Raw genomic sequence first — 25,353 nt, 5'->3', positions numbered from 1 at the left:
TTCAGCATCCATTTCTCCCCGAAGCACCACAGGTTCATTGTGGCCCAATGGACCCTGAAACAAGTTCAGGGTGACGGGAGTTAGCCAAGATGGGTCGCGCTCCAGTGGCCCTTCGCCGACCAGGTCTCGACCGCACCGCGCACGGTGCAGCCTGTCTCTCCGGTCTCGATCCGGCCGACGGCAAACACGGTTTCGCCCGCCGCTTCGAGCCGCGTGGTGACCTCTGCGACGCTCTCCTCCGAAACGGCCACCACCATGCCGATCCCGCAATTGAAGGTGCGGGCCATTTCTTCGGGCTCGATCGCGCCCTGCGCTTGCAGGAAGGCCATCAGGCGAGGCTGCGGCCAGAGGTCGGCATCGACCATGGCATGCGCGCCTTGCGGCAGGATGCGCGGGATATTCTCGAGCAGCCCGCCGCCGGTGATATGGGCAAGGCCGTTGATCAGGCCGCCGCGGATCAGCGGCAAGAGGCTCGCCACATAAATCCGGGTCGGCGCCATCAGCGCATCAATCAGCAGGCGTTCCTGATCGAAGATCGCCGGGCGTTCGAGCTTCCAGCCCTTGTCCGCTGCCAGACGGCGCACCAGTGAATAGCCGTTGGAATGGACGCCGGACGAAGCAAGGCCAAGCAGCACATCACCGGGCGCGACCTTGTCGCCGGTCAATTGTTCCCCGCGTTCCACCGCGCCGACGCAGAAGCCCGCAAGATCATAATCGCCCGCAGCATACATGCCCGGCATTTCCGCGGTTTCTCCGCCGATCAGCGCGCAGCCGGCCAGCTTGCAGCCTTCGGCGATGCCTGCGATGACCTGTTCGGCCACCCCGTTTTCGAGCTTGCCGGTGGCGAAGTAATCGAGGAAGAACAGCGGCTCGGCCCCTTGCACGATCAGATCATTGACGCACATCGCCACCAGATCGATCCCGACAGTGTCGTGGCGGTTGTGATCAATCGCGAGCTTGAGCTTGGTGCCGACGCCATCATTGGCCGCCACCAGCAGCGGATCGGAATAGCCCGCAGCCTTGGGATCGAAGAACCCGCCGAACCCGCCCAATTCACTGGTTGCGCCGGGCCGGGCGGTGGCCTTTGCCAGCGGGGCAATCGCCTTGACCAGCGCGTTGCCCGCAGCAATCGAAACGCCGGCATCGGCATAGGTGTAGGGGGAGTTGGTGGTGCTCATGCACGGTCTTTAGCCTTTCGCGCTTGGAATTCCACTCGCCATTGGGCAAAGGATGAGCGATTTTCCCCATGACTGGTCTTGCCACCCCTTCTAGCCCGCCCTTCGCCAAGGCCTTTTCCCCGGTGCGCTGGCCCGCAGCCAGCCGCACGGGCGCGGGCGCCGTGCTCGCGCTGGCGCTGCTGGGGGGCACTTATGCGCTGGTGTTGGCGCAGGTTTCGGGTGATCGCGGGATCGCGCCCACCGCTGCCAGCGCGGATATCGAAGTGCGCGGGATCACGGTCGATGTGACCGCCGAAAATGCCGAAAAAGCCCGTGCCGAAGGCTGGCGCGATGCGCAGCGCAAGGCGTGGGCCAAGGCGGGCGGGCCGAAATTGCCCGATGCCCAGCTTGACTCGCTGGTGGCCGCTATCGTGATCGAGAAAGAGCGGCTTGGCCCCAAGCGCTATATCGCCACGCTCGGCGTGGTGTTTGATCGCCAGCGCGCGGGGGGGTTTCTTGGCGGGGCGCAGCAAGCCGCGCGCTCGGCGCCGATGCTGGTGATCCCGGTGCTGGCGAGCGGGGGCAGTTTTACCACCTTTGAGCTGCGCAATGCATGGCAGCGCGCGTGGGCCGAATTCAATCCGGGGTCGAGCCGGATTGATTACGTCCGCCCGAGCGGGGCCGGGCGCGATTCGCTGCTAATCAATTTCGGACAGACAACACGGCGCAGCCGGACATGGTGGCGCACCACGCTCGATCAATATGCTGCCTCGGATGTTGTGATGCCCTTTGCCCGGCTCGAACACACCTTTCCCGGCGGTCCGATCACAGGCACGTTCACCGCGCGCCACGGCCCGGATAGCGAAGTGCTCGGTAGCTTCACGCTCGAAGCCCCCGGGCCTGACGAACTCCCGGCGATGCTGTCGGATGCGGTGACCCGGCTCGACAGCATTTTTGTCGCCGCGCTGGCCGAGGGCAAGCTGCGGCCCGATCCCACCTTGCGGATGGGCGGCGGCGGGGCGATTGACCCGGCGATCCAGCGCCTCATCGAAATCGGTCGCGCGGTGCAGGCCCGCGACGCGGCGGCACGTGCTGCGGCGGCGGCCGGTGCGGCGGTCGATGCGCCGCGGATCGAGGCCCAGCCGGTGATCAGCCCCATTCCGGGCGCGGTCACAGCACGCACCATCGTGGTGCAATTCGCAACCCCCGATGCGGGCGCCTTTGATGGCAGCCTTGGCGCGGTGCGCGGTCTGGCAGGGGTGCGCGGCGTCACCGTGACCAGCACGGCGGTGGGCGGCACATCGGTGATGAGCGTGAGCTTTGCCGGCACGCAGGAAGAACTCACCGCAGCCTTGCAGGCGCGCGGTTTCACCGTGCGGCAGGGCCAGAACGCGCTCGCGATCAGCCGCTAGGCGGGACGAGCTTGCACCCCGTGCCCCACGATCACGCCTCGCTGTTTGTATCGCCGTCGCAGATTGCCTTGCCCTTGGCGGGGCATGCGGGGCGCGAACCGCAGCGGCTGGTGATGGGCAATGCCAATGCCCGCGTGATCGAGGCGCTGGCCGATCCGGCGAGTTGGCCGTTCCGGGTCGCGGTGCTGACCGGGCCGCCGCGGTCGGGCAAGTCGCTGATCGGGCGCTGGGTTGCCGGGCAGGGCGGGGCGATCCCCGTCGTGGTGATGGATAACGCCGAAACCCTTGATGAAGCCGCGCTGTTCCATCGCTGGAATGCGGTGCAGCAAGGTGGCGCGCGCTTTGGCGAGGCCTTGTTGATCATCGTCAACCGCGATGCAGGGGCGGGCGGCTGGGCGATTGCCTTGCCCGATCTGGCCTCGCGCATCGGCGGCTCCTTGCACCTCGCCATCACCGAGCCGGACGACGCGATGGCAGCCGAACTGCTGCACGCGCTCGCCGAGCAGCGCGGGCTTTCCCTGCCCGAAGGCGCGGCGGATTATCTGGTGCCGCGCTGCGAACGCAGCTTTGCCGCGCTCGAAGCGCTGGTGGCAGAGATTGATCGCATCAGTCTTGAACGCCAGAGCCCAGCCACCATGTCTGTGTGGCGCGCCGCTCTTGAAGCCCTCCAAGGGCCGGAACAGCAGCGCCTGTTGTAAGGCGATCATTGCATTGCCATCCGATTGGTGGGATTGAAGAGCGATGTTCGAGCGGTTGATCAGCTATCTCGACTCTGTGCAGGCGCGCGATCCGGCGCCGCGCTCGCGCTGGGAGATCCTGCTTTATCCCGGCGTCTGGGCGCTCGGGTTTCACCGCGTCGCGCATTGGCTGTTCGAGGCCAAGCTTTATTTCCTGGCGCGGCTGGTAAACCACCTCTCGCGCTTGCTGACCGCGATCGACATCCATCCCGGCGCGCGCATCGGGAAGAATTTCTTCATCGACCATGGCTTCACTGTGATCGGGGAGACTGCCGAGATCGGCGATAATGTCACGATCTATCAATGTGTGACGCTGGGCGGCACCAATCCGACGAGCGGCAAGGGCGGCAAGCGGCACCCGACCCTGATGGACAATGTGATCATTGGCTCGGGCGCGCAGATCATCGGGCCGATTGTGGTCGGCGAAAGGGCGCGGGTCGGCGCCAATGCGGTGGTGACGGATGATGTTCCCCCCGGCGCGACCATGATCGGCCTGAAAGCGCGCTCGACACTGGTGCCCGCCGAACAATGGCTGCGCGAATTCATTCCCTATGGCACGCCGTGCGATGATCCACCCTGCGATGAACAGGGCCGGCCGCGCGGCGATTGTGTCGAAAAGCTCGAAGCCGAACTCGCGGCCTTGCGTGCCGAGATGGCGGAACTGCGCGCGTCCATGCGGCCTGCCGAAGCGGCTGATGTCGCGGCCTTGCGCAACGGAACCAAGGCTTGATGAGCGCGCGCGATTCCGCGACGAGCAACGGGCAGATTGTCGCCTTTCCGGGCCGCGTGCCGGGGCAGGTTGGCTTTGAACGGGCCGAGCTGACCCGCATTCTCGATCTCTATGGGCGGATGGTCGCCGCGGGCGAGTGGCGCGATTACGCCATGGATTTTGATAAGAACGCCGCCACCTTTGCCGCCTTCCGCCGCACCGCTGAACGCCCGCAGGCACGGCTCGAAAAGCGCCCGGCCTTGCGCGCCAAGCAGGGCATGTGGACGCTGTTCGGGGAGCACGGGCAAGTGCTCAAGCGCGGCCATGATCTGGCCAATGTGCTCGCCCCGATGGAGCGCCGCTTGCTGAGGGCCGTGGACGACTAGTCTCGCGGTGTTGCGCGCGATGGCTGGTTTAGCGGCCGCTTTCGGGCTCCCAGCATAGCTTTCCACGTGCGGAAGCAGGGTGACGGGAACGTTGGCTTTGGGGCCGATGCTGATCGCAGTTGAAAACGGCTGAGGGGTGGATGGTTGATCATGCCCAAAAAAGACCAACCCACTCATCAGTGAGCGTAAAAAGACAAAGATACAAGGGCATAAGTAATTACTGAAATAGGCATTAAAAAAGCATTAACGAAGAATTGTTAATATCCTGTAATGGTTAGTTTGAACACAGCCAAATCAGCCGCAACTAAGGCCTGCCTTCGAACGTACGGCAGGGCCGATGTGACGCTGCGCGGATATCTTGATTCGCCGCTTGGCCGTACGCCGTGTTCGATACGCGATCTGTCCCTTGGCGGAGCCCGGGTCGAAACGGAGCAAAAACTTGCTCCTGATCAGTCGATTTGGCTTTCCCTCAGGAAGTTGAGAATCTTTGGTACCGTGAAATGGGTTCGCGGCAATCTCGTCGGCATTCAGTTCGAGGAGAAGCTGCCGAAATCAATTGTGCTGAACCTTCGCGGGGAAGCCGTGGACCCTGAGGCACTCGCTGAAATGGAAGCGATGCTTGCCGCTCAGAGTTGGGTCATCGGCGCGCCAGTTGATCGTCCCAAGAGCGTACGCCTCGCCGACGTGCTTGGCGCACGCGAAAAACAGCCCGATAAACCGTTGATCGGCAGCACACAGGCGGCCGGCGGCCCTCTTCCGGAAAGATCTACAATTGACCAAAGCGGCAAACGGCGCGCAGCCGCTATAATCGCCATGTCTGCGGTTACCGGCTTGCTCATTGGTTTTGGAAGCATTCTTATCTTCTGACCTGGCGCCTTTCCCCGCCAGACGGTCATCCGGGGCATTCTTCAGCAGTCGCTCGCCTTCAGCGCGGCCAAAATGGTGACCCGTCCGATCCTGAGAGACTATCAGACGAGCGTCAACCGACCAGACCCATCGGGCACGGAATATCGGGCACAGGAAATCCAAACGGAAATGTCACAGCAAAGGCCCGCCCCCTTGCGGGGACGGGCCTGCTGAATTCCGTAACCGGAAGCCGGATCAACCGCGCGCGGAGCTCGGTCCGGTCCCCGTAACCTTCTGCATCGCGCGCAGGATGTTGCCCGATTGCTCGCTGCCCGATTGCGGCGCGATCAGGTTGGTGAAGGCGTTGATCTCTTCCCAATGGGCGGCAAAGCCTTCGACGGTGCGCTCGCCTTCCGGCAGCCACACCGCATCATTCATCACCGTCCACGACGAGTGGAACCCGCCAGCTCCCGCGCCGACAATGGCGTTGGTCGGCGCGTCTTCCGAGACGAGGAACAGCGCGGCCGGCACCACGTTCTCGGGCGCGAACAGCTTGAAGGCTTCTTCGGGGAAGAGGTCTTCGGTCATGCGGGTGCCCGCGACCGGCGACAGCGTGTTGCAGCGCACGTTGTACTTCGCGCCTTCGAGCGCCAGCGTCTTGGTGAGGCCCGCAAGGCCGAGCTTCGCCGCGCCGTAGTTCGCCTGACCGAAATTGCCGAACAGGCCGGTCGAGGAGGCGGTCATCAGGATGCGGCCATAGCCCTGCTCGCGCATCAGTTCCCAGCACGCCTTGGTGGCGAAGGCCGAACCCGTGAGGTGCACCTTGACGACGAATTCGAAGTCAGCCGGCTCCATCTTGGCGAAAGTCTTGTCGCGCAGCACGCCCGCATTGTTGATCAGCACATGGACGCCGCCCCACTTCTGCTTGGCATCGGCGACCATCTTTTCCATCTGCTCGTATTCGGTGACCGATGCGCCGTTGGCGATCGCCTCGCCGCCCATCGCTTCGATTTCGGCGACAACCTGTGCGGCGGCGTCCGAGGTGCCAGTGCCATCGCGCGAACCGCCGAGGTCGTTCACGACAACCTTCGCGCCGCGACGCGCGAGTTCGAGCGCATAGGCCTTGCCGAGCCCGCCGCCGGCGCCGGTGACGATGGCAACCTTGTCCTTGAAGCTGATGGTCATGAGTAGTCCTCCTGAATGGTGAGTGGCTTTACGCCTACGTCAAGATGGCGGCTGCGTGGCACTTTCGCGGCGCTCTTGCAACAGCCCATTGGGCAGGGGCGCAATGCCGTAAGGTCAGGGGCGCGCGCGAAGGGCGACAAGCGCCGGAATCAGCCCCTCGAACGAATCGATTATTGCGTCGGCGCCAAGGTCTTCCGCTGCGCGGTCGCAATAGCCATAGGCCGCCGCGATCACCGGCACGCTCGCGCCGCGGGCCGCGCGCACATCATAGGTCGAATCGCCGATGAAGACGAAGCGCGCGGGATCACTGACCCCGGCGGCCGCCATCGCCGCAAGGATCGGGGCCGGGTGCGGCTTGGCGAGGAATTGGCCAGCTTCGTCCTTGCCGAGGGAATCGCCGCCAATCACACCCTGAAACAGCCCGATCAGATCGAGCTGGGTCAGCACATCGCGGGCAAAGCCTTCGAACTTGTTGGTGACGACCACCATCGGCACCCCGCGCGCGGCGAGATCATGCAGCGTATCGCGCACACCGGGGTAGGGCACGGTATGTTCGGCGTTGTGATCGGCATAATAGGCGAGCATCGCCTTGTAGAGCTGCCGGAAGGCATCTTCGGGCAGGCCGCCCTGCGCCTCGACCGCACGGGCAAGCATGATCTTGGCCCCGCCGCCGATCAGGTCTTTCGAGGATTCGAGCGGTGCAGGCTGAAACCCGCCAAGCACCAGCGCTTGGTTTACCGCCGCGCCGAGATCGCGGAAGGTATCGAGCAGCGTGCCATCAAGATCAAAGCCGATGGCCTCAAAAGGGAAGCTTTGCATGACGGCTCGCCTGCGCCATGCGACATCAAACCGCAAGCATTTGCTGGCAGGCGCAGCTTTGCCTAGAGAGAACCCATGACGACGACAGCTTCCCATCCCTTTGCCGCCATCATCCTTGCTGCGGGCAAGGGCACCCGCATGAAAAGCGATCTGCACAAGGTGCTGCACCCGATTGCGGGCCATCCGATGCTCGAACATCTGATGGCGAGCGTTGCTGAACTCGGCCCGGAGCGGACAGCGGTGGTCGTGGGGGCGGGGCGCGAACAGATCGAGAAGGCCGTGGGGAATCGGGCGGTCACCTGCGTGCAGGAACCGCAGCTTGGCACTGGCCATGCTGTCCAGCAGGCCGAAGGCGCGCTGGCGGGCTTTGTGGGCGATGTGCTGGTGCTCTACGGCGATGTGCCCTTCGTGAAAGCCGCGACCATGCGCGCGATGCTCGAACGGCTCCACGCAGCCGATAATCCCGCCGCGGTGGTGCTTGGTTTCGAGCCTGCCGATCCGCTCGCCTATGGCCGGGTGATCGCCGATGATGACGGCCGCATCGTCAAGATGGTCGAATACAAGGATGCGGACGAGGGCGAGCGCGCCTGCCGCCTGTGCAATTCAGGGCTGCTCGCCGCGCGCAGCGGCGATCTTTTCGCGCTGCTCGCGCGGGTCGGCAATGCCAATGCGCAGGGCGAGTATTACCTCCCCGATATCATCAACATCGCGATTGCCGATGGCCGCGCCTGCGCGGTTATCGTCGCGGACGGCGCGGATGAAGTCGCGGGGATCAACAGCCGCGCCGAACTCGCCGCCGCCGAAGCGCGCTGGCAGGCGGCACGCCGGTTGCAGGCGATGGACGAGGGCGCGACCCTGATCGCGCCCGAAACGGTGTTCTTCAGCTACGATACCGTGTTGGGGCGCGATGTGACGATCGAGCCCAATGTCTTCTTCGGCCCGGGCGTGCGCGTTGCCGACAAGGTGTTGATCCGTGCCAACAGCCACATCGAGGGCGCGAGTCTCGCAAGCGGGGTCAAGGTCGGCCCCTTCGCCCGCCTGCGCCCCGGCACGGTGCTGGAGGAGGGCAGCTTCATCGGCAATTTCGTCGAGGTGAAGAATGCCGTGCTCGCCCCCGGCGCCAAGGCAAGCCATCTCACCTATCTCGGCGATGCCACCATCGGCGCGGGCGCGAATATCGGGGCGGGCACGATCACCTGCAATTATGATGGGTACTTCAAATACAAGACCGTGATCGGGCCCGGGGCCTTCATCGGTTCCAATTCGTCCCTTATCGCACCAGTGAGCATCGGCGCTGATGCGATTGTCGCGGCCGGATCGGCGGTCAGCCGCGATGTCGCGGCCGGCGAGCTGCGCATGGTGCGCGCCGAACAATTGGTGAAGCCCGGCTGGGCCGACCGCTTTCACGATGCGATGAAGAAAAAGAAGGCGGCAGAAAAGAAGTGAGCCATGATCTGGCGCCGCTCACCTGCTGGCTGTGCGACCGTCCCTTGGGCGATATCGTCCAATGGCATCACCCGATCCCGAAAGCGAAAAAGGGCAAGGTGAAGGTGCCGGTGCACCCGATCTGCCACAAGACGATCCATGCCAATTTCACCAACAACGAGCTGGCGCGGATCGGGGATAATGTCGCCGTGATCCGCGCCCATCCCGCGATCGTCAAGTTCGTCACGTGGATCGCGAACAAGCCTGCCGATTTCGACGCACCGACGCGCTAGGGCAGCAGCACGCGTTTGCTCAGGCGTCCTGCATCCGTGCGATCGTAGTGCTGCCAGCTGCAAGATAATCGCGTTCCCATTCTTCGAATTCGCTGCGGCTCAGCAGGTAGCGGGCCTGTGCCTCTTCAAAGGGAAGAGCCCGTTCGCGCACCGCGCGCACCACATCATCCTTGCGCGCTTTCGACCAGTGCACCCGGTGGGTCTGCGGCAGGTGGTAACGCTTGATCGCTTCCGCAATCGAAATGTCTCTGGGGTATGCCATGGCTCGGTTCCTCATTGCTCGGTTTCATTGCCCCGATGCAACGAATCTTGCCGAGCACCCTTAACAGGCACCTGCGGAACGTGGTTAAATCTGCCTTGAGGATTTTTGTTGTGCCGCATCTGCGACGAACCGAGGCCCAAGTGTCGGGTTGTTTTACAGGTAGTTGCGTTCACTGGGTCCGACTAACGCAAAAAGGGGCGATTCCGCATACGGAATCGCCCCCTTTCCTGGCGGTTGGCGGGAATCTTTACCCGCGCTGGCCGCGTTACTTGGCGTCCATCAGACGCTGCATCAGATAGACGAATTGCAGCGCCTGCAATTTGGCGCGCTGATCATTGTCCACCCCGCCCGAGTGACCGCCGGTGGTGTCCTCAAAGTAGTAATAGGGCTGGCCCAGTTCCTTGAGCCGTGCCGCGCCCTTGCGCGCATGCGCCGGGTGGGTGCGGTCGTCAGCCGTGGAGGCCCACAGGAACGGGGTGGGGTAATTCACCCCCGCCACGATCTTCTGGTAGGGCGAATAGCCTTCGATCCAGGCGCGCTGTTCGGGAATGCGCGGATCGCCATATTCGCCGATCCACGATGCGCCGCGCCCGATCAGGTGGTAGCGGAGCATATCGAACAGCGGGATCTGCACGATCGCCGCGCCGAACAGGTCAGGCCGCTGGGTAAAGGCCGTGCCCACCAGCAGGCCGCCTTGCGAGCCGCCCTGGATGCCGAGATGCTTGGGGCTGGTGAAGCCGCGCTTCACCAGATCGTCGCCCACCGCGATGAAATCGTCCCAGGTCCGCTGCTTGTTCTCGCGGATCGCGGTCTGGTGCCAATTGGGGCCGAATTCGCCGCCACCACGCATATTGGCGAGCACATAGGCGCCGCCGCGCTCCAGCCACAGCTTGCCGGTGGTGCCAAGATAGGCCGGCAGGCGCGGGACCTGGAAGCCGCCATAGCCGGTCATCAGGATGGGCGTGGTGCCATTCACCACCATGCCCTTGGGCTTCACCAGGAAGTAGGGGATCTTTGTCCCGTCCTTGCTGATGGCCTGATGCTGTTCGACATCCATGCCTTCGGGGTTGAAATAGGCCGGCGAGGTTTTGAGCACGGCCGGCGGCGTCGTGCCATCGGTGTAGTAGAGCGTGGTTGGCTCAAGGAAGCCGCTCACCGTGTACATGATCTGGTCGGTCTTGTCCGACGAGGTCGCGATCCCGATGGTGGCATTGTCGGGCAGGACAACCGGCGTGCTGACCCACTTTCCGTTCCGGAAATTGAAGCGCAGCACCTTGCCCACGACATTGTCGAGCAGGCTGACATAAAGCGCTTCGCCCGTCACCGCGCCGCCCTGCTTGGTCTGGCGCTCGCCCGGCGCCCAGACGAGGGTTTTCTTCGCGCCGTTGGGATTGGCGCGGAACTCGGCCAGATTAACGGCAATCAGGCTGTCAGCCACGAAGGTCTGGCCGTCCACAGTCCAGTCCTCATCGGTCGAGAGCAGGAGGTGGCCATCCATGATGCCGTAGGGCGAAGCCTTCTTCGGCAGATCCAACAAGGTCCACTTGCCATCGACTTCGACGTAGTGGAGGCGCTCGTGGAAGCTGATGCCGCGATAGGCAATGCGCGCCTGAACCACGCCATCATTGTCGCGCAGCAGGCTGACACCGGCCCACACATCATTGGCTTGGCCGCGGAAGATTTCGGGCGCATCCTCGATTTTCGTACCGCGTGTCCAGACGCGCGCGGTGAAGGGATATTCGCTGTCCGTCAGCGTGCCGGGGCCGAAATCGCGGCCCACCAGCAGGGTGTTCTCATCGATCCAGTCAATCCCGCCCTGGCTCTTCTTGTCGAGCACGAAGCCGCCGGCGGCGAACTGCTTCGTCGTGGTGTCAAATTCGCGCATGATGGTGGCATCCTCACCGCCATCAGACAGCGCGATCATGCAGCGGGTGAGGGCAGGGGGCAGACAGGTCGAGCCCTGATAGACCCATTCCTTGCCTTCGGCCTTGGCGAGGGCATCAATGTCGAGGATCACGTCCCATTCCGGCTTGGCCGTGCGGTAGCTTTCCAGCGTCGTGCGGCGCAGCACACCCTTGGGGTTCGCCTTGTCCTGCCAGAAATTGTAAAGCCCATCCGGGCGGAAGCTGACGAAGGGGATGCGGTCTTCACTATCGAAGATCGCCAGCGCCTCGGCCTTCAACTGGGCAAAGCGCGGATCGCTTTCGAGTGCGGCCAGCGTGCGGGTGTTTTCCTTGGCCACCCAATCGAGCGCTTCGGGGCTGCGCGCCTGTTCGAGCCAGATATAGGGATCCTGCTCGGGGCCGGGAACGCCGGGGTTCTCTTGCGCTGCGGCAATGGGGGATGTGGTCATGGCAAGCGCAATGGCCAGCCTCGATACGAGTTTCAAGTGCGACGCTCCTCTTATCGGAAAGGACATGCTCTGCTGCGTCAGCCGCAGGGCTGGCAACTTGTGGCGGGAGGGCGCGGGGATTGCAAGGCTATGCTGATGCCGCTCAGTCGCGCAGCGCCCATGCGCGCACCAGCCGGTTGTGAAGCCTTGTGCTGGCGATCTCGGAATAATCGCGTGCAAGCGCCTGTTTGACCCGCCGCATGGCTTCCGGGTTCTGCGGCGTGAACGCACTGTCGGCGGTGATGATGACCGGCGGCCGCGTCGCAAGGATGCGGGCGACTTCGCCTTCCTGCGACACGCCAAGCGCATACCGTTCAAGCGCGTTGTTGAGATGATCGGGGTAAACGAAGCGGCTGGGAATGCAGCTGTCGGTCATCCGGTAAAGCGCGGTCGGCCCGTCAAAGATGAACAGACAGCGCCCTGCGGCGGCATCGATCCGCGGGGCAATGGCGCGGGCAAAGGCCTCGGTTGCGATACGGTTCTCTTGTGTTGCCATGAACTGGAATGGCATCACGGCCAGATAGAGCACGGCTGGCAGCATCGCCGGAATGTTGAACCCGGTGGGCTCTTTCGGCTGGAAGAATGGCAGGCTCGTCAGCACACAGGCGGGCACAAGCGCGACCAGATAATAGCGGTAGACCGTCCCCGGCAGGAACACCGTCACCAACGAAGCTGCCAGCCACAGCAGCACGAAAACATAGGTTCGCGAAACCGGGGCAGGCCGAGCCTGCCAGACCGCGCGCATCCCGGCGAGCGCGAGAGCCGCGAAGGGCACCATGAACGCGGCGATATCGGGGCGCATCCGCCCTTCGGCAGCGGGCAGGCGGTCAAAGAAGGAGATGAAATTGGCAAAAACGAATTCATCCCAATATCCGGCGAGCGCATATCCCAGCGCAACCAGCGCCGTCGGCAACAGGCCCAGCAGGGCACACACCGCGCCCAATGCGACAATCCCCGTGGGGTTTCTCCGGTGTCGGTTTTGGCCCCACAGCGCCCACAGGCCGAAGAAGACACATTGCGGCAGCACCGTGTATTTGATCTGCAACGCCAGCCCGCCGATCAGCATGGCGGCCAGTATCCGCCCTATCGCCTGCGGATGTGCCGGATCGCGCAGCAGCACCGCCATGGCGAGCATCATCGGCACAAAGAAGGCTTCGGAATTGCCGGAATTGGCCCCGTAGATCGCACTCAGCACAACGTAAAGCAGCCCTGCGGCGGTTGCTGTCCCCCGATCTGTCAGATCACGGGCGATCACATAGGTCAGCACAGCGCCCGCCGCGCAAAAGCCCGCGGCCAGCAGTTGGTAGGCTTCCGGCCCCGGCCCGAACAAGGCATGCGCCAGCGCGAAGAGCGCAAACAGGCCAAACGGCTTGCGATCCCACAGGTCGACAAACGCCACCTGCCCATCGAGCATGGCATTGCCGATCAGCGAATAGAGTTGTTCATCAAGGTCGGCATTGGGATCGCCAAACCATGCGGCGCGCACGATCAGCGTAAAGGCCACAAGCACGCCGCAGGCCCACAGGTCCGGACGGCTCAGCGGCAATGCGTTGCGGCGTGAAGGCAGGCTCGACATTGCCGCCGCCTTAGCACGCTTATGGTTAATTTTCAGATTGGTGACCGGCCCGGCTCAACAAAAAAGGGCGACCCCGCAGGATCGCCCTTTTTATCGTCATCAATCCGGAGGCGTTCAGCCTTCGACGTGTTCCGCCAGCACGGTGAGGCCGTTTTCACCCACTTCGGCAAAGCCGCCGCGCACTTCGATCACTTCGGGTGCGCCGCCCGCTGTCTTGTAGACCTGCACGGCGCCATCACGGATCGTGCTCATGAAGGGCGCGTGGCCTTCGAGCACGCCGAATTCGCCTTCAGCGCCGGGGACGACCACCATGTGCACCTCTTCCGAGCGCACCAGCTTGGCCGGGGTAACGAGTTCGAAATGCAATGCCATGTTCGTGTTCCTGTCTCCCCTCCCGATCACGGGAGGGGAAGGGGCTTAGGCTTCTTCAGCCAGCTTCTTGGCCTTCTCGACCACCTGATCGATCCCGCCAACCATGTAGAAGGCGCTCTCGGGGAGGTGATCATATTCGCCATCGACCACCGCCTTGAAGCTCTTCACGGTATCTTCGAGCTGCACGAACACGCCCGGGATGTTGGTGAAGACTTCGGCAACGTGGAACGGCTGCGAAAGGAACTTCTGGATCTTGCGCGCGCGGGCGACCGTCAGCTTGTCTTCTTCCGACAGTTCATCCATCCCGAGAATGGCGATGATGTCCTGCAGGCTCTTGTACTTCTGGAGGATTTCCTGAACGCGGCGGGCGGTTTCGTAATGCTCGGTGCCGACAACGCGCGGTTCGAGAACGCGCGAGGTCGAATCGAGCGGGTCCACCGCCGGGTAGATGCCGAGTTCGGAAATCGCACGGCTCAGCGTCGTCGTCGCGTCCAAGTGGGCAAACGAGGTCGCCGGTGCCGGGTCGGTCAAGTCGTCGGCGGGCACGTAAATCGCCTGCACCGAGGTAATCGAACCCTTGGTGGTCGAGGTGATGCGCTCTTGCAGGTTGCCCATGTCAGTCGAAAGGGTCGGCTGATAGCCCACTGCCGACGGAATACGGCCGAGCAGCGCCGACACTTCGGAACCGGCCTGCGTGAAGCGGAAGATGTTGTCGACGAAGAACAGCACGTCCTGGCCTTCCACGTCGCGGAAATATTCCGCCATGGTCAGGCCCGACAGCGCCACGCGGGCACGCGCGCCCGGCGGTTCGTTCATCTGGCCGAACACCAGCGCCACCTTCGAACCTTCGCTGGTGGCATTGCCCTCGGCGTCCTTGGCGATCACGCCCGCATCGAGGAATTCGTGGTAGAGGTCGTTGCCCTCACGGGTGCGCTCACCCACGCCCGCGAACACCGACACGCCGCCATGGCCCTTGGCGATGTTGTTGATGAGTTCCTGAATGAGCACGGTCTTGCCGACGCCCGCACCGCCGAACAGGCCGATCTTGCCGCCGCGCGCATAGGGTGCGAGCAGGTCGATCACCTTGATGCCGGTGACAAGGATCGCCGCTTCGGTCGACTGGTCAACGAAAGCCGGGGCTTCGGCGTGAATCGGGGCGGTGGTTTCCGCGCCGATCGGGCCGCGCTCGTCGATCGGCTGGCCGATCACGTTCATGATGCGGCCGAGGGTTTTCGGGCCGACCGGCACCGAGATCTGCGCGCCGGTGTTCACCACTTCCTGACCACGGGTGAGGCCTTCGGTGGCGTCCATCGCGATGGTGCGCACGGTGTTCTCGCCAAGGTGCTGCGCCACTTCGAGCACAAGCACGTTATCGCCGTTCTTGGTTTCAAGTGCGGTGAGGATCGGCGGCAGATCGCCTTCGAACTGCACGTCGACGACAGCGCCGATGACCTGGCTGATAACGCCATTGGTGGTCTGATTGAGGACGGGTGCGGTAGCCATTTTCGGTTTCCTTGCCTTCGTTAGAGCGCTTCGGCGCCAGCAATAATTTCAATGAGTTCGGTGGTGATCGCGGCCTGACGGCTGCGGTTATACTGGATCGTCAGCTTGTTGATCAGCTCGCCCGCGTTGCGGGTCGCGTTGTCCATTGCCGTCATCGAAGCGCCCTGTTCGCTCGCCTCGCGTTCCAGCAAGGCGCCGAACAGCTGGGTCTTCACATAACGCGGCAACAGCTCGGCGAGGATTTCCTCTTCACCCGGCTCGTATTCGACCACGGCATCGCTGCTATCTGCCGTCGCGGGGGCGGGGACAGGGATCAGCTGGTTGATCGTCGGGTCCTGCGCCAGTGCCGACTTGAAGGTCGGGTAGATCAGGTGCGCGACATCGAACTGGTCAGCCTCGAACATGCCGATCAGCTCAGCGGCAATCGCATCGGCTTCTTCAAAGCCGGGGGTGCGGACATTGCTGGTGTCGAAGCCTGCGCCGATCAGCACCGGGAAATCTCGCTTCAAGGGGGCACGGCCCTTCTTGCCGACGAGGTAGAAGCTTACGTCCTTGCCTTCGGCGATCAGTGCCTGCGCCTTGGCGCGAGCGGCCTTCACGAGGTTCGAGTTCAGACCACCGCACAGGCCCTTGTCGGTGTTGACCACCACCAGGAGATGACGCTTGTCCGAGCCCGTGCCCGCCAGCAGCTTCGGCGCGGCATCACCGGCAACCTTGCCGGCCAGCGACGCCATCACCGCGGCAAGGCGCGCAGCATAGGGCCGCGCCGCTTCCGCCGCGCTCTGGGCGCGGCGCAGCTTGGCGGCCGCAACCATCTGCTTGGCCTTGGTGATCTTCTGGGTCGATTTGACCGAGTTGATCCGGCCCTTCAGTTCCTTGAGTGAAGGCACGTTTCAGGTGTCCTTACGCAAACTGCTTGGCGAAAGCGTCGAGCGCGGCCTTGGTCTTGTCAGCCACTTCGCCCTCGAACTTCTTCGAGGTGCGGATTTCGGCCAGCACATCGCTGTGGTTCTGACGCATGAAGCTGAGCATCGCAGCTTCGTATTCGTTCACGCGGTTCACCGGGATGGCATCGAGATAGCCATTGGTGCCGGCATAGATCGACACGGTCTGCTCCTCGAACGGCATCGGCGAGAACTGCGGCTGCTTGAGCAGCTCAGTCAGGCGCGCACCGCGGTTGAGCAGCTTCTGCGTCGCGGCGTCGAGGTCCGAGCCGAACTGCGCGAAGGCGGCCATTTCGCGGTACTGCGCGAGGTCGAGCTTCATCGAGCCCGAGACCTTCTTCATCGCCTTGGTCTGGGCGGCGCCGCCGACGCGGCTCACCGACAGACCGACGTTAATCGCCGGACGGATACCCTGGTAGAACAGGCCGGTTTCGAGGAAGATCTGGCCATCGGTGATCGAAATCACGTTGGTCGGGATGTAGGCCGACACGTCGCCCGCCTGGGTTTCGATGATCGGCAGCGCGGTGAGCGAGCCGTGGCCATTGGCCTCGTTCATCTTCGCCGCACGCTCGAGCAGGCGGCTGTGGAGATAGAACACGTCACCCGGATAGGCTTCGCGGCCCGGCGGGCGGCGCAGCAACAGCGACATCTGGCGATAGGCAACGGCCTGCTTCGACAAGTCGTCGTACACGATCACGGCGTGCATGCCGTTGTCGCGGAAGAATTCGCCCATCGCGCAGCCGGTGTAGGGCGCGAGATACTGGAGCGGTGCGGGCTCCGAAGCGGTCGCGGCGACGACGATCGAATATTCCATCGCGCCGTTTTCTTCGAGCTGCTTGACGATCTGGGCGACAGTCGAACGCTTCTGGCCGACGGCGACATAAACGCAGTAAAGCTTCTTGCCTTCGTCGTTGCCGGCGTTGACTTCCTTCTGGTTGATGAAGGTGTCGATCGCGACAGCGGTCTTGCCGGTCTGGCGGTCACCGATGATCAGCTCGCGCTGACCACGGCCCACGGGCACCAGCGCGTCAACCGCCTTGAGGCCGGTCTGCACGGGTTCGGACACCGATTCACGCGGGATGATGCCCGGTGCCTTCACTTCGACGCGGCGGCGCTCGGTGGCTTCGATCGGGCCCTTGCCGTCGATCGGGTTGCCAAGCGCGTCAACGACGCGGCCGAGCAGGCCCTTGCCAACCGGCACGTCCACGATGGTGCCGGTCCGCTTCACCACATCACCTTCGCGGATCTCGCTGTCCGAGCCAAAAATCACGACACCGACGTTATCGGCTTCGAGGTTGAGGGCCATGCCCTGCACGCCATTGGCGAATTCGACCATCTCGCCGGCCTGCACCTTGTCGAGGCCGTGGATACGGGCGATCCCGTCACCCACGCTCAGCACGGAGCCGACTTCGCTGACTTCGGCTTCAGTGCCGAAATTGGCGATCTGGTCCTTGATGACCTTGGAGATTTCTGCGGCGCGGATTTCCATGGGTTTGTCCTTTAAGCCTTCATAGCCTGGGCAAGCGAGTTGAGACGGGTGCGGATCGAGGCATCAATGCGCTGCGAACCGATGGTGACGACGAGCCCGCCGAGGAGATCGGGGTCGACCTCGGCAGACAGCATGACAGTGCGGCCCTGACGGGCGGTGAGCTTGTCCTTGAGCGTGGCAAGCTGTTCCTGGCTCAGCGGGTGGGCGCTGGTGACCTTGGCGCTCACTTCGCCGCGCTGGGCCGCGGCAATCGCCTTGAAGGCGGCCACGATGCCCGGCAGCGCCGCAAGGCGGCGGTTGTTGGCCAGCACGCCGAGGAAATTGGCAGTCAGCGCGTTCAGCTTGAGATGCTTGGCGAGTGCGGCCATAGCTGCGCCTTGTGCGCCGCGCGACAGCTGCGGGTTGGTGGTGGCGGCGCGCAGTTCCGGCGATTCGCCGAGCGCAGCGGACAAGGTGTCGAGATCTTTCTCGACTGCGGTAACCTTCCCGTTCTCGCTCGCAAGGTCGAACAGGGCCGAGGCATAACGCCCCGCTAGGCTAGCCTGAATACCGGCGGAAATATCCACGCGCTTGAGGTCCTCTTGGAAGCTTCCAGGTGATGATCGCGAAGGGCCGGTTGGACTCAATGCCGACAAGGCCCCCGTCGAGTTCGGCGCGCGCCTAGCACCCACTATGCTGCGATGCAACCCACGGTCCGCGATTTGCTGACAGGCGATGACGCGCGGCATAACCGCGTTGTGCAATCCGGGCGATCAGGGCTTTGTTGCGGTATCAAGCCCTGGCTGCGGCTGGGGTGCTGGCAGAGCGTTGCCTGCCGGTTCATCAGCCGGTGCGCCCACCCGCACGCACTCGCTATCATACACGTCCAGCATGTTCTGCTTCATGCGGGTGTTGATCGCGAGGTTCACGCTCATATTTGTGCCGCGTGTACGGATGTGGTGGAGGCCGCACAGATAGGCGCGATCGAAGGTGGTCAGCCGTTGCGGAGCGCGTTTCGGGTCACCGTCGAACAGCGATAGAATGGTTGGCACACCGGCCTCGCTCGCGTTGATTGCGCTACGCGGCGAACCCAGCAGGTGAACGGTCAAAAAATCGGCAAGCTGGTGAATACGGATCCCGTTAAGGTGCTTGGCATCAACCAACACCATAGCAGTCCCGCGCCTTCTGCCGCCAAGTGTTGGCATTCGCCCGCTGTTCCAACCCCAGAACCCGCTTGCCTGCGACTGCCCTGCCAGTAGCGCGCGGTTATCCGGCAACCAGTCGTCGAAAGTGCTCCAGGACACTGCCGGCGTTTTTGCCGCCAACTGGGCTTTGAGGGTACTGAGAGAGTATTCGCGCAATTGAGGCCAACCGATCAGCCATGGCCGCTTGTTGCGGAGGGTCGCGAAAGTGACCTGCGGATCATGAGTGATGATGGTGATGGCATTGGCCCGGCAATTGGCCCTGTCATCGAGCCGCAAGCCCACCGCCAGCACATTTTCCCGGATGCGGGCGGCGATTGCTTCGTCAATCTGCTGGCCTAGACCGACCACCATCACACATACAGGCACTTCGAAGCGCGCGACCGGTTCGAACAAACCGGTACGCCGTGTCAATTGATCGAGGGCTTGGCCGATTTCCTTGGGCGCGAGACGGCGCTCACCCTCGACGATGATCTGCCGGCGCAGCGCCTCGTCCGCCTCGTCGCTATCGACCCCAGTAGCCGGAGCCGGGGTGGCGGTATCCTGTGCATAGGCCGCCGGAAGTGACAGACATGTCGCCGCGCCCAGAGCCAGCGCGAGGGACAATCTCCTCATCGTCACGCATCCTTTTATCTCTGTTTAACATGGAGATAGTCTCATTCTTTTGCTGAACGCGCGATGAAGACGCGGCGCGGTTCAGGGTTTTGATGCGCAGCTGTAGACCAGCCGTTCATTCGGACGATCGGGCAGCATCGCGAGCAACGCGGATTGCTGCTCGCCCAGAATCCGCGCGGCCTCGTTCGCGCCGCAGGCTGGCGGATCATACTGGCGGCGTGCGGCCCGCGCCGTGGCCATCGCGTCAGCGCCCAGCAGATAGCGTTCGGTGCGCAGCGTGCGGGTCGCCGGATCAAAGGTGTTCACGGCCACCGCATCCTCATCATCCGGCACCACCAGGCGGCTCCATTCGCCTTGCGTGGTGCGGCCATATTGGGTCCGCCCGTTGACGCAGCCATCGCCCGCCCATGCGAATTCGACATCATCAATGCGCGACGAAGTCACCCGGCTGCGTTCGGGAACAAGAGTGCAAACCAGCGCGCCATCGCTGGTCGCGGCCTTCGTCGCATCGGGGGTGGCGGGCCGGGCGCCTGCACCGGGGTTTATCGCCGGGTTCTGCGCCAGCGCTTCGGCGACCTTTTCTTCGATCGCGGCAAGGCCCGGACGGGTCGCCCACAGCAAGCCTGCCGCGATCAGCGCCCCTGCGGCCAGCGCGCCCGCGCCAAGCAGCTGGCCGCGCGGCGCATCGCCCTTGTACAGCCGCATCGTGGCAACCCCGCCCGCGATACTCGCCAACAGCAGCAGGAGCGCGGCTGCCACCCGGTTTTCGCGCGCGGCAATCACCTCCATCTGGGCGGCTAGGCGCGCTTCGTCTTGGGCCTCACGCAACACGGCATCGCGCCGGGCAAGGCGCTCGCGCACCGCGGCCTGCTCGCTTTCGAGCCGCGCGCGTTCCTCGGCGTTGAGCTCGTCAATCGAGCGGCAGGGGAGGGCGTTGACCTGCGGTTCGGTGTCCTGCGCGCGCAGGAAAGGGATCAGTTCACGCAAGGAGACCGCGAAAAAGAACTCCGCGCCGCCCCCGTCCGAATCCGCGCTGAAGGAATTGACCCCAAGCACCCGTCCGCAGCCATCCAGCAGCGGCCCGCCGGAATTGCCGCGCGCAATCGGGGCGGTGTGGAGGATCGTGTCAAACTGGCGGCTCGGACGCTCGCCCGAGAGAAACCCGCGGCTTTTGACCGGCGGCTGGGCGCGGAAAATGTCGCCAATGGTGAGGCCCTGCGCGAGATCGACATTCATCGGATAGCCGACGGCCACCACTTCGCCCATCGCCCCGCTATCCTGTCCGCCAGCAAGCGCAAGCGGCGGAAGGCGGAGAGTGCCGCCGGTGATCTCGATCAGCGCGAGATCATTGCGCGGCGAGACCGCGATGACTTTGGCATAGGCCGATTTCTCGCCCTGGCTGGGCACCACCCCGATCCGCAGGCTCGTATCCTGCAAGGCTTCGCGCAGGACATGGGCATTGGTAACGATCCGGGTGGGGGTGACAGCGAAACCGCTGCCATGGGTGACGGGAACAAGCTGGCCGCCCTCCTGCCCGATCAGCACCACGCGCACCACGCCGCGCGCGGCAGCGGTGACATCGCCGGGGTCTGCCGATAAGGGATGAGACACGCTCAAAACCGCGAGGAAAAGCGCGAAAAGCGATGAAAGGGCCCGCATGGGGCGGGGTTATAACGGCTTTTGCGCAGGTTGCGAGAGCAGGGTTGAGAGGAAGGGCAGCATCATGGACAAAGCCAAGGGTACGGCGAGCGCGGTCCACTGGGCACAGGTGCCAACCACGCTTGGCCCGGCTGTGATCGCGGCCACGCAAGCAGGGGTCTGCTGGCTTTCCTTTGAAGGTGATGCAGGGCGCATGCAGGCGCATTTTCACGGCGCGCCGCTGGTGGCAGGTGGCGAGCCTGTGATGAGCCTCTGCGAAACGGTGATCGCCGCAATCGAAGCGCCGGGCGATGCCATGTTCGACATCCCCATCGATCCGTCAGGCACGCCATTCCAGCAGGCTGTCTGGGCAGAGCTGCGCCGCATCCCTTGCGGTGAAACCCGCACCTATGGCGATATCGCAGCGCGACTGGGCCAACCCGGCGGGAGCCGCGCGGTCGGCACGGCCAACGGAGCGAACCGGATCGCAGTGCTGATCCCGTGTCACCGGGTGATCGCGGCGAATGGTACTCTCGGCGGCTATGCCTGGGGGCTGGACGTGAAGCGCGAATTGCTCCGAAGGGAGCGCGCCGGGGTGCTGATCTAGGGCAAGCCCTCAATCCAGCTTCGGCGGCATCCCCGGCTCGCACTTGGCCATCGCGCGCTGGTAGGCTTCGCGCTGGCCGATCCGCTGCAAATAGGCCTTGAGGTTGGGCATCCCCTCGATGCTCATCCCGCTCATCGCGCGGCTGGTGGTCAGCTGGAAGCCCATCATGATGTCCGCTGTGGTCAGTTGCGACCCGCCGAAATAGTCGGCCTCGCCCAGCCGCTTCTCGACGATCGCCCAACCCTTCTGCACCCGGTCGGCGACAAAGGTCGGCAGTTCCTTGGCGCCCATGAACTGCGCCACCAGCGCCATCATGCCGTTGGTCATGAAGGTCGCATTGGCCCAGTGGTAGTAGAACAGGTGATCGGCGAAATCGGGGTGATCCACCCCCGGCACCAGCGCCGTATCGGGCGCGTATTTGGCGATGATATAGTCCATGATCGCGCCGCTTTCGCCCAGCACCAGGTCGCCATCGGTGATGATCGGCGCGATACCCATCGGGTGGAGCGCCTTGTACTCGTCGGGAGCCAGGCGGTTGTCGGTGCGGCGGGTGTAGAGCTTGAGGTCGTAGTCCAGCCCCAGCTCCTCGGCGAGCCAGACGATACGTTCGGATTGCGACAGGCGCAGGTGGTGGATGGTCAGCATGGCTCTCTCCCTTATTCAATACGCGCCCAGCCTTTGCGGGCGGGTTCGAGAGAGTCGAGGAATTTTTCGGCACTTTCGAGATATTCGCGCTGCTTGGCCTCGCCCATCCGGTCCCACGTAGCGAAGATGCGCCCGATGCGGTGATTGCTTTCCAGCCGCGCGCGGTTTCGGTCCATGAAATGCCAGTAGAGGGGATTGAACGGGCAGGCGTTCGGCCCGGTCTTCTGCGCGACCTTGTAACGGCACGTGCCGCAGTAATCGGACATCTTGTTGATGTAATTGCCGCTCGCCGCATAGGGCTTGGTCGCGAGCCGGCCGCCATCGGAATAGAGCACCATGCCGCTGACGTTGGGCAGCTCGACCCAGTCGAAGGCATCGGCATAGACCGCCAGATACCAGTCCTGCACCTCGCGCGGATCGATCCCTGCGATCAGGCAGAAATTGCCGAGCACCATCAGCCGCTGGATGTGGTGCGCGTGGGCGTCTTCCCGCGTGGTGCGGATGCAATCTGACAGGCAGCGCATGTCGGTCTTGCCGGTCCAGAAGAACTCGGGGAGCGGGCGGTGGGCGGCGAGTTCGTTGGCGTCGGCCAGGCCCGGCATCGTATACCAGTAGAACCCGCGCACATATTCGCGCCAGCCGATGATCTGGCGGATGAAGCCCTCTACGGAATTGAGCGGCGCCTTGCCCGATTTATAGGCAGCCTCGGCGGCGCGGCACAGTTCGAGCGGATCAAGCAGCCCGATATTGAGGCTGGTCGACAGCATCGAGTGATAGAGGTCATCCTTCCCGTGGACCATCGCGTCCTGATAGGGGCCGAACAGGTTGAGCCGCTGCACGAAGAAGGCCTCGGCCGCTTCCAGCGCCTCGGCGCGGGTGACGGGCCAGCCGAAGGGTTCAAGATCGCCGAAGTGATCGGCGAAGCGTTCGCCGACCAGCGCGATCACCGCCTGCGTGATGGCGTCGGGCGCGAATTTGGGGGCGGGCGGCGCTGTCATCTCCCCCTTGGGCGGTTCGCGGTTTTCGCTATCGAGGTTCCAGACGCCGCCAAGGGGCTTGTCGCCGTCCATCAGCAGCCCGGTCTTGCGGCGCATCTCGCGATAGAAATACTCCATCGTGAGATGCTTGCGCCCGTCGGCGAAGGCGCGAAACTCGGCATGGGTCGCGATGAAGCGGGTGTCAGGGAGGATGCGGACCGGGCAGGGCAGGCGGTCTTCCCATTCGCAAATCGCCTGCTGGACGCGCCACTCGCTCGCTTCGGTGATGCGGACTTCGGATGCGCCGTGGCGCTCCACCGCGCGGGCGACTTCGCCGGTGAAGCTGCCGGTGTTGGCGGGGTCATCCAGCGCGACGTAATCGACCTGCCACCCTTGCGCGCGCAGGTCTTCGGCGAAGTGGCGCATCGCGGAAAAGATCAGCACGATCTTCTGCTTGTGGTGCTTCACATAGGTCGCCTCGTCCCACACCTCCATCATCAGGATGCGGGCTTCGGCGGGCGTGAGGCCATCGAGGCTGGAAAGATTGCGCGATAGCTGGTCGCCAAGGATCGGCACGAGAACGGGGCGGGTCATGCAGGGGGATACGCGCGCGCCCCTGCTTTGGTTTCGCTGAGGCGCTACTGCGTGGCCTCCAGCGCCCGCCACGCGGCGGCGGCGAAGGCGGGATCATTGAGCATTGAGATCAGCAACCCGCGCGCCATCTCTTTCTCCCCCCGACGGCTCAGCGCGGTCGCCTGCGCATAGCGGAAATCGCCGACCCCGGCGTTGTGCAGGAACGCGCGTTCGAGCTGTTTTTGTGCGGCGTGCGGCGGCGTGCGGCCCTGTTCGATATAGGTCTGGTGATAGAGCGCGGCGGCGAGCGGATGGCGCTCGGGGTCGCGCGCCTGCTTTTTGAGCAGCGCCCGCACTTCGTCGTAGGAGGGCGGATCGTCCGGGTTGCCCTCGCGCACCAGCCTTGCGAGCATGATTTCGGCCTTGAGCCGCTGCGCGCTCTCCAGATTGGGGTCGATCGCCAGCGCGCGATTGACCGCCCGCCACGCTTCGGCATCGGAATAGGGATTGGCAAGGACAATAAGTTCGCCATTGGAAAAGCCGAAGCCGCGGAACACCGGCCGACCGCCGAAATCGCTGTGCTGCACGCGGGCATATTCGGCCGCGGCAAATTCGTACCACACCAGCGCACTTTCAGGGTGCCTTCGGGTAAGGTTGCGCAGCTTGCCCGCGGTTGATTCGAGGCGGGTTTCAAGCAGACGTTCGAATCTTGGCTCGATCAGTGCGATCTCGTCGGCGCGCATCGGGCGCACCGAGATATTCGCGACAAAAGCCGGGGCGACCTGTACCCGCCGTACGGGTGCAACAATCCGCCGTCGCGCCAGTTCTTGCGCTAGCGCATCAAGGTCGCCCAACTCGCGCGCTGCATTCTCCATGCTTTGCCCGGCTGCGTAGGCATCAAGATAGCGGTCAAGAATCCCGGAAAAGCGATCCTCCAGAAGCAGCGGACTGGCGAGCGCGCGACTCACATTGAGAAACCGGGCATAATCGGATTCCAGTCGGTGGCGGAACTGCACTGCCAGCGCCTCGGCAAGCGCCCTGCGGGATATGCCTTCGGGCGGTCTGAGGCGTCGCGGAGTGCCGATCACAAAAAGGCCTTCCTCGGTGCGGACCGCGGTGCCGAAATAATGCGAGAGACCTGCTGCAACCCACATGGGCTTGGGGCGAAAGAACGAGTTCTCAAGGTGAAACTGGGAGAGACAATAGAAGATCTCGCCGGGATCGCGCTTGCCCTTCGCGTCCGGGGCGAAAAGCACATAGGCCATCGGCAGTTCGGCATGGCTATCGCATACGGCGGAGGCACCGAAATCAATCATCCGCGCAATGCGGCGAGGATCATCGGTCAGCGTGAATTCCGGCTTGCGTCCATGCCAGGTCTCGCTCGGCATCAGCCCGTGGAGGACGCGGTCAAATTCCTCCATGGTTTGCAACAGCGCCCGTAGTTCGCCTTCCTGCAGGCTGGCATGGACGACGTAGTGATCGCTCTCGGCGCGGAGCCACGGGGCAGTCTGCGCACGGACCGCAAACGGCAAAACGAGCCACAAGGTAATCAGCAATGACAGGACCAGCCGCGACGCCATGCGTCCTGTCATATCATTGGCCAAGCGGCT

Annotated in this window: 24 protein-coding genes; 8 read left to right on the top strand and 16 right to left on the bottom strand. The window is 63.7% G+C overall.

The window, feature by feature from the left end:
* Positions 1 to 80: 80 nt before the first annotated feature.
* Positions 81 to 1,178, bottom strand: a complete 1,098-nt coding sequence (purM, locus tag SOQ14_RS02775) for a phosphoribosylformylglycinamidine cyclo-ligase (protein WP_322896520.1) — start codon at positions 1,176 to 1,178, stop codon at positions 81 to 83.
* 68 nt (positions 1,179 to 1,246) lie between these two features.
* Between purM and SOQ14_RS02770 the strand changes: the two genes are divergently transcribed.
* The 5 genes from SOQ14_RS02770 (at position 1,247) to SOQ14_RS02750 (ending at position 5,268) form a co-directional block, all read left to right on the top strand.
* Entirely contained in the window at positions 1,247 to 2,569 is a 1,323-nt protein-coding gene (locus SOQ14_RS02770; RefSeq protein ID WP_322896519.1) for a heavy-metal-associated domain-containing protein, read from the top strand.
* Positions 2,570 to 2,589: 20 nt separating this feature from the next.
* Entirely contained in the window at positions 2,590 to 3,267 is a 678-nt protein-coding gene (locus SOQ14_RS02765; protein ID WP_416232717.1) for an HdaA/DnaA family protein, read from the top strand.
* A gap of 43 nt (positions 3,268 to 3,310) precedes the next feature.
* Positions 3,311 to 4,036, top strand: a complete 726-nt coding sequence (gene epsC, locus SOQ14_RS02760) for a serine O-acetyltransferase EpsC (RefSeq protein WP_322896518.1) — start codon at positions 3,311 to 3,313, stop codon at positions 4,034 to 4,036.
* On the top strand, positions 4,036 to 4,401 hold the full coding sequence (locus SOQ14_RS02755; protein WP_322896517.1) for a DUF2794 domain-containing protein: 366 nt from the start codon (positions 4,036 to 4,038) through the stop codon (positions 4,399 to 4,401). The genes epsC and SOQ14_RS02755 overlap by 1 nt, the downstream gene beginning before the upstream one ends.
* A 270-nt stretch (positions 4,402 to 4,671) precedes the next feature.
* Entirely contained in the window at positions 4,672 to 5,268 is a 597-nt protein-coding gene (locus SOQ14_RS02750) for a PilZ domain-containing protein (RefSeq protein WP_322896516.1), read from the top strand.
* Between the two features lie 234 nt (positions 5,269 to 5,502).
* On the opposite strand, the gene SOQ14_RS02745 is transcribed toward SOQ14_RS02750, so the two are convergent.
* Together SOQ14_RS02745 and SOQ14_RS02740 are read right to left on the bottom strand one after the other, a co-directional pair.
* Positions 5,503 to 6,432, bottom strand: coding sequence for an SDR family NAD(P)-dependent oxidoreductase (locus tag SOQ14_RS02745; protein WP_322896515.1), 930 nt, complete (start codon positions 6,430 to 6,432; stop codon positions 5,503 to 5,505).
* Positions 6,433 to 6,546: 114 nt separating this feature from the next.
* The gene (locus SOQ14_RS02740) at positions 6,547 to 7,251 is read right to left on the bottom strand and encodes an HAD hydrolase-like protein (RefSeq protein ID WP_322896514.1); all 705 of its coding nucleotides are present in this window, start codon (positions 7,249 to 7,251) and stop codon (positions 6,547 to 6,549) included.
* A 75-nt stretch (positions 7,252 to 7,326) separates the two neighbouring features.
* Here SOQ14_RS02740 and glmU point away from each other — a divergent pair, with 75 nt between their 5' ends.
* Both glmU and SOQ14_RS02730 read left to right on the top strand, forming a co-directional pair.
* Positions 7,327 to 8,697, top strand: coding sequence for a bifunctional UDP-N-acetylglucosamine diphosphorylase/glucosamine-1-phosphate N-acetyltransferase GlmU (gene glmU, locus SOQ14_RS02735; protein WP_322896513.1), 1,371 nt, complete (start codon positions 7,327 to 7,329; stop codon positions 8,695 to 8,697).
* Positions 8,694 to 8,969: an HNH endonuclease gene (locus SOQ14_RS02730; RefSeq protein WP_322896512.1), complete on the top strand. Its 276-nt coding sequence runs from the start codon at positions 8,694 to 8,696 to the stop codon at positions 8,967 to 8,969. The genes glmU and SOQ14_RS02730 overlap by 4 nt, the downstream gene beginning before the upstream one ends.
* Positions 8,970 to 8,988: 19 nt before the next feature.
* Here the strand turns inward: SOQ14_RS02730 and SOQ14_RS02725 are convergent, their stop codons facing one another.
* From SOQ14_RS02725 to SOQ14_RS02680, 10 genes are all read right to left on the bottom strand, one after another.
* Positions 8,989 to 9,231, bottom strand: coding sequence for a DUF1153 domain-containing protein (locus tag SOQ14_RS02725; RefSeq protein WP_322896511.1), 243 nt, complete (start codon positions 9,229 to 9,231; stop codon positions 8,989 to 8,991).
* A gap of 265 nt (positions 9,232 to 9,496) precedes the next feature.
* Positions 9,497 to 11,584 carry a prolyl oligopeptidase family serine peptidase gene (locus SOQ14_RS02720; protein ID WP_322896510.1) on the bottom strand — a complete coding sequence of 696 codons (2,088 nt, stop codon included), beginning with the start codon at positions 11,582 to 11,584 and terminating at the stop codon, positions 9,497 to 9,499.
* A 142-nt stretch (positions 11,585 to 11,726) separates the two neighbouring features.
* Positions 11,727 to 13,199 (bottom strand): ArnT family glycosyltransferase, encoded by a 1,473-nt coding sequence (locus SOQ14_RS02715; RefSeq protein WP_322896509.1) that lies wholly within the window; start codon positions 13,197 to 13,199, stop codon positions 11,727 to 11,729.
* A gap of 114 nt (positions 13,200 to 13,313) precedes the next feature.
* Positions 13,314 to 13,571 (bottom strand): ATP synthase F1 subunit epsilon, encoded by a 258-nt coding sequence (locus SOQ14_RS02710; protein WP_322896508.1) that lies wholly within the window; start codon positions 13,569 to 13,571, stop codon positions 13,314 to 13,316.
* A gap of 45 nt (positions 13,572 to 13,616) precedes the next feature.
* Positions 13,617 to 15,074, bottom strand: coding sequence for a F0F1 ATP synthase subunit beta (gene atpD / locus SOQ14_RS02705; protein ID WP_322896507.1), 1,458 nt, complete (start codon positions 15,072 to 15,074; stop codon positions 13,617 to 13,619).
* Between the two features lie 20 nt (positions 15,075 to 15,094).
* Complete coding sequence (locus SOQ14_RS02700) at positions 15,095 to 15,964, bottom strand: F0F1 ATP synthase subunit gamma (RefSeq protein ID WP_322896506.1); 870 nt, start codon at positions 15,962 to 15,964, stop codon at positions 15,095 to 15,097.
* A 13-nt stretch (positions 15,965 to 15,977) separates the two neighbouring features.
* Positions 15,978 to 17,507, bottom strand: coding sequence for a F0F1 ATP synthase subunit alpha (atpA, locus tag SOQ14_RS02695; RefSeq protein ID WP_322896505.1), 1,530 nt, complete (start codon positions 17,505 to 17,507; stop codon positions 15,978 to 15,980).
* Positions 17,508 to 17,518: 11 nt separating this feature from the next.
* Positions 17,519 to 18,073 carry a F0F1 ATP synthase subunit delta gene (locus SOQ14_RS02690; RefSeq protein WP_322896504.1) on the bottom strand — a complete coding sequence of 185 codons (555 nt, stop codon included), beginning with the start codon at positions 18,071 to 18,073 and terminating at the stop codon, positions 17,519 to 17,521.
* Positions 18,074 to 18,259: 186 nt separating this feature from the next.
* Positions 18,260 to 19,294 (bottom strand): hypothetical protein, encoded by a 1,035-nt coding sequence (locus SOQ14_RS02685; RefSeq protein ID WP_322896503.1) that lies wholly within the window; start codon positions 19,292 to 19,294, stop codon positions 18,260 to 18,262.
* A gap of 90 nt (positions 19,295 to 19,384) precedes the next feature.
* Entirely contained in the window at positions 19,385 to 20,914 is a 1,530-nt protein-coding gene (locus tag SOQ14_RS02680) for a trypsin-like peptidase domain-containing protein (RefSeq protein WP_322896502.1), read from the bottom strand.
* Positions 20,915 to 21,026: 112 nt separating this feature from the next.
* Here SOQ14_RS02680 and SOQ14_RS02675 point away from each other — a divergent pair, with 112 nt between their 5' ends.
* Positions 21,027 to 21,548 (top strand): methylated-DNA--[protein]-cysteine S-methyltransferase, encoded by a 522-nt coding sequence (locus SOQ14_RS02675; RefSeq protein ID WP_322896501.1) that lies wholly within the window; start codon positions 21,027 to 21,029, stop codon positions 21,546 to 21,548.
* Between the two features lie 9 nt (positions 21,549 to 21,557).
* Here SOQ14_RS02675 and SOQ14_RS02670 read toward each other — a convergent pair whose 3' ends face one another.
* From SOQ14_RS02670 to SOQ14_RS02660, 3 genes are read right to left on the bottom strand one after another with little or no spacing between them, the layout of a single operon-like run.
* Entirely contained in the window at positions 21,558 to 22,193 is a 636-nt protein-coding gene (locus SOQ14_RS02670) for a glutathione S-transferase family protein (RefSeq protein WP_322896500.1), read from the bottom strand.
* 11 nt (positions 22,194 to 22,204) lie between these two features.
* The gene (locus tag SOQ14_RS02665) at positions 22,205 to 23,764 is read right to left on the bottom strand and encodes a cryptochrome/photolyase family protein (protein ID WP_322896499.1); all 1,560 of its coding nucleotides are present in this window, start codon (positions 23,762 to 23,764) and stop codon (positions 22,205 to 22,207) included.
* A gap of 44 nt (positions 23,765 to 23,808) precedes the next feature.
* Positions 23,809 to 25,323, bottom strand: a complete 1,515-nt coding sequence (locus SOQ14_RS02660; RefSeq protein ID WP_322896498.1) for a tetratricopeptide repeat protein — start codon at positions 25,321 to 25,323, stop codon at positions 23,809 to 23,811.
* Between the last annotated feature and the right edge of the window lie 30 nt (positions 25,324 to 25,353).

Origin of the sequence: Erythrobacter epiphyticus, assembly GCF_034653295.1 — a bacterium.
Taxonomy (GTDB): Bacteria; Pseudomonadota; Alphaproteobacteria; order Sphingomonadales; family Sphingomonadaceae; genus Erythrobacter.
Note: the sequence above shows the minus strand (reverse complement) of the source record. Positions and strands in the feature narration are given on the sequence as shown.

Coding starts and splice junctions, on each gene's coding strand:
- SOQ14_RS02750 (WP_322896516.1), top strand. CDS start 4,672: ATGGTTAGTTTGAACACAGCCAAATCAGCCGCAACTAAGGCCTGCCTT.
- atpA (WP_322896505.1), bottom strand. CDS start 17,507: ATGGAAATCCGCGCCGCAGAAATCTCCAAGGTCATCAAGGACCAGATC.
- atpD (WP_322896507.1), bottom strand. CDS start 15,074: ATGGCTACCGCACCCGTCCTCAATCAGACCACCAATGGCGTTATCAGC.
- glmU (WP_322896513.1), top strand. CDS start 7,327: ATGACGACGACAGCTTCCCATCCCTTTGCCGCCATCATCCTTGCTGCG.
- SOQ14_RS02670 (WP_322896500.1), bottom strand. CDS start 22,193: ATGCTGACCATCCACCACCTGCGCCTGTCGCAATCCGAACGTATCGTC.
- SOQ14_RS02710 (WP_322896508.1), bottom strand. CDS start 13,571: ATGGCATTGCATTTCGAACTCGTTACCCCGGCCAAGCTGGTGCGCTCG.
- SOQ14_RS02660 (WP_322896498.1), bottom strand. CDS start 25,323: ATGGCGTCGCGGCTGGTCCTGTCATTGCTGATTACCTTGTGGCTCGTT.
- SOQ14_RS02665 (WP_322896499.1), bottom strand. CDS start 23,764: ATGACCCGCCCCGTTCTCGTGCCGATCCTTGGCGACCAGCTATCGCGC.
- SOQ14_RS02770 (WP_322896519.1), top strand. CDS start 1,247: ATGACTGGTCTTGCCACCCCTTCTAGCCCGCCCTTCGCCAAGGCCTTT.
- SOQ14_RS02675 (WP_322896501.1), top strand. CDS start 21,027: ATGGACAAAGCCAAGGGTACGGCGAGCGCGGTCCACTGGGCACAGGTG.
- epsC (WP_322896518.1), top strand. CDS start 3,311: ATGTTCGAGCGGTTGATCAGCTATCTCGACTCTGTGCAGGCGCGCGAT.
- purM (WP_322896520.1), bottom strand. CDS start 1,178: ATGAGCACCACCAACTCCCCCTACACCTATGCCGATGCCGGCGTTTCG.
- SOQ14_RS02715 (WP_322896509.1), bottom strand. CDS start 13,199: ATGTCGAGCCTGCCTTCACGCCGCAACGCATTGCCGCTGAGCCGTCCG.
- SOQ14_RS02720 (WP_322896510.1), bottom strand. CDS start 11,584: ATGACCACATCCCCCATTGCCGCAGCGCAAGAGAACCCCGGCGTTCCC.
- SOQ14_RS02755 (WP_322896517.1), top strand. CDS start 4,036: ATGAGCGCGCGCGATTCCGCGACGAGCAACGGGCAGATTGTCGCCTTT.
- SOQ14_RS02725 (WP_322896511.1), bottom strand. CDS start 9,231: ATGGCATACCCCAGAGACATTTCGATTGCGGAAGCGATCAAGCGTTAC.
- SOQ14_RS02745 (WP_322896515.1), bottom strand. CDS start 6,432: ATGACCATCAGCTTCAAGGACAAGGTTGCCATCGTCACCGGCGCCGGC.
- SOQ14_RS02740 (WP_322896514.1), bottom strand. CDS start 7,251: ATGCAAAGCTTCCCTTTTGAGGCCATCGGCTTTGATCTTGATGGCACG.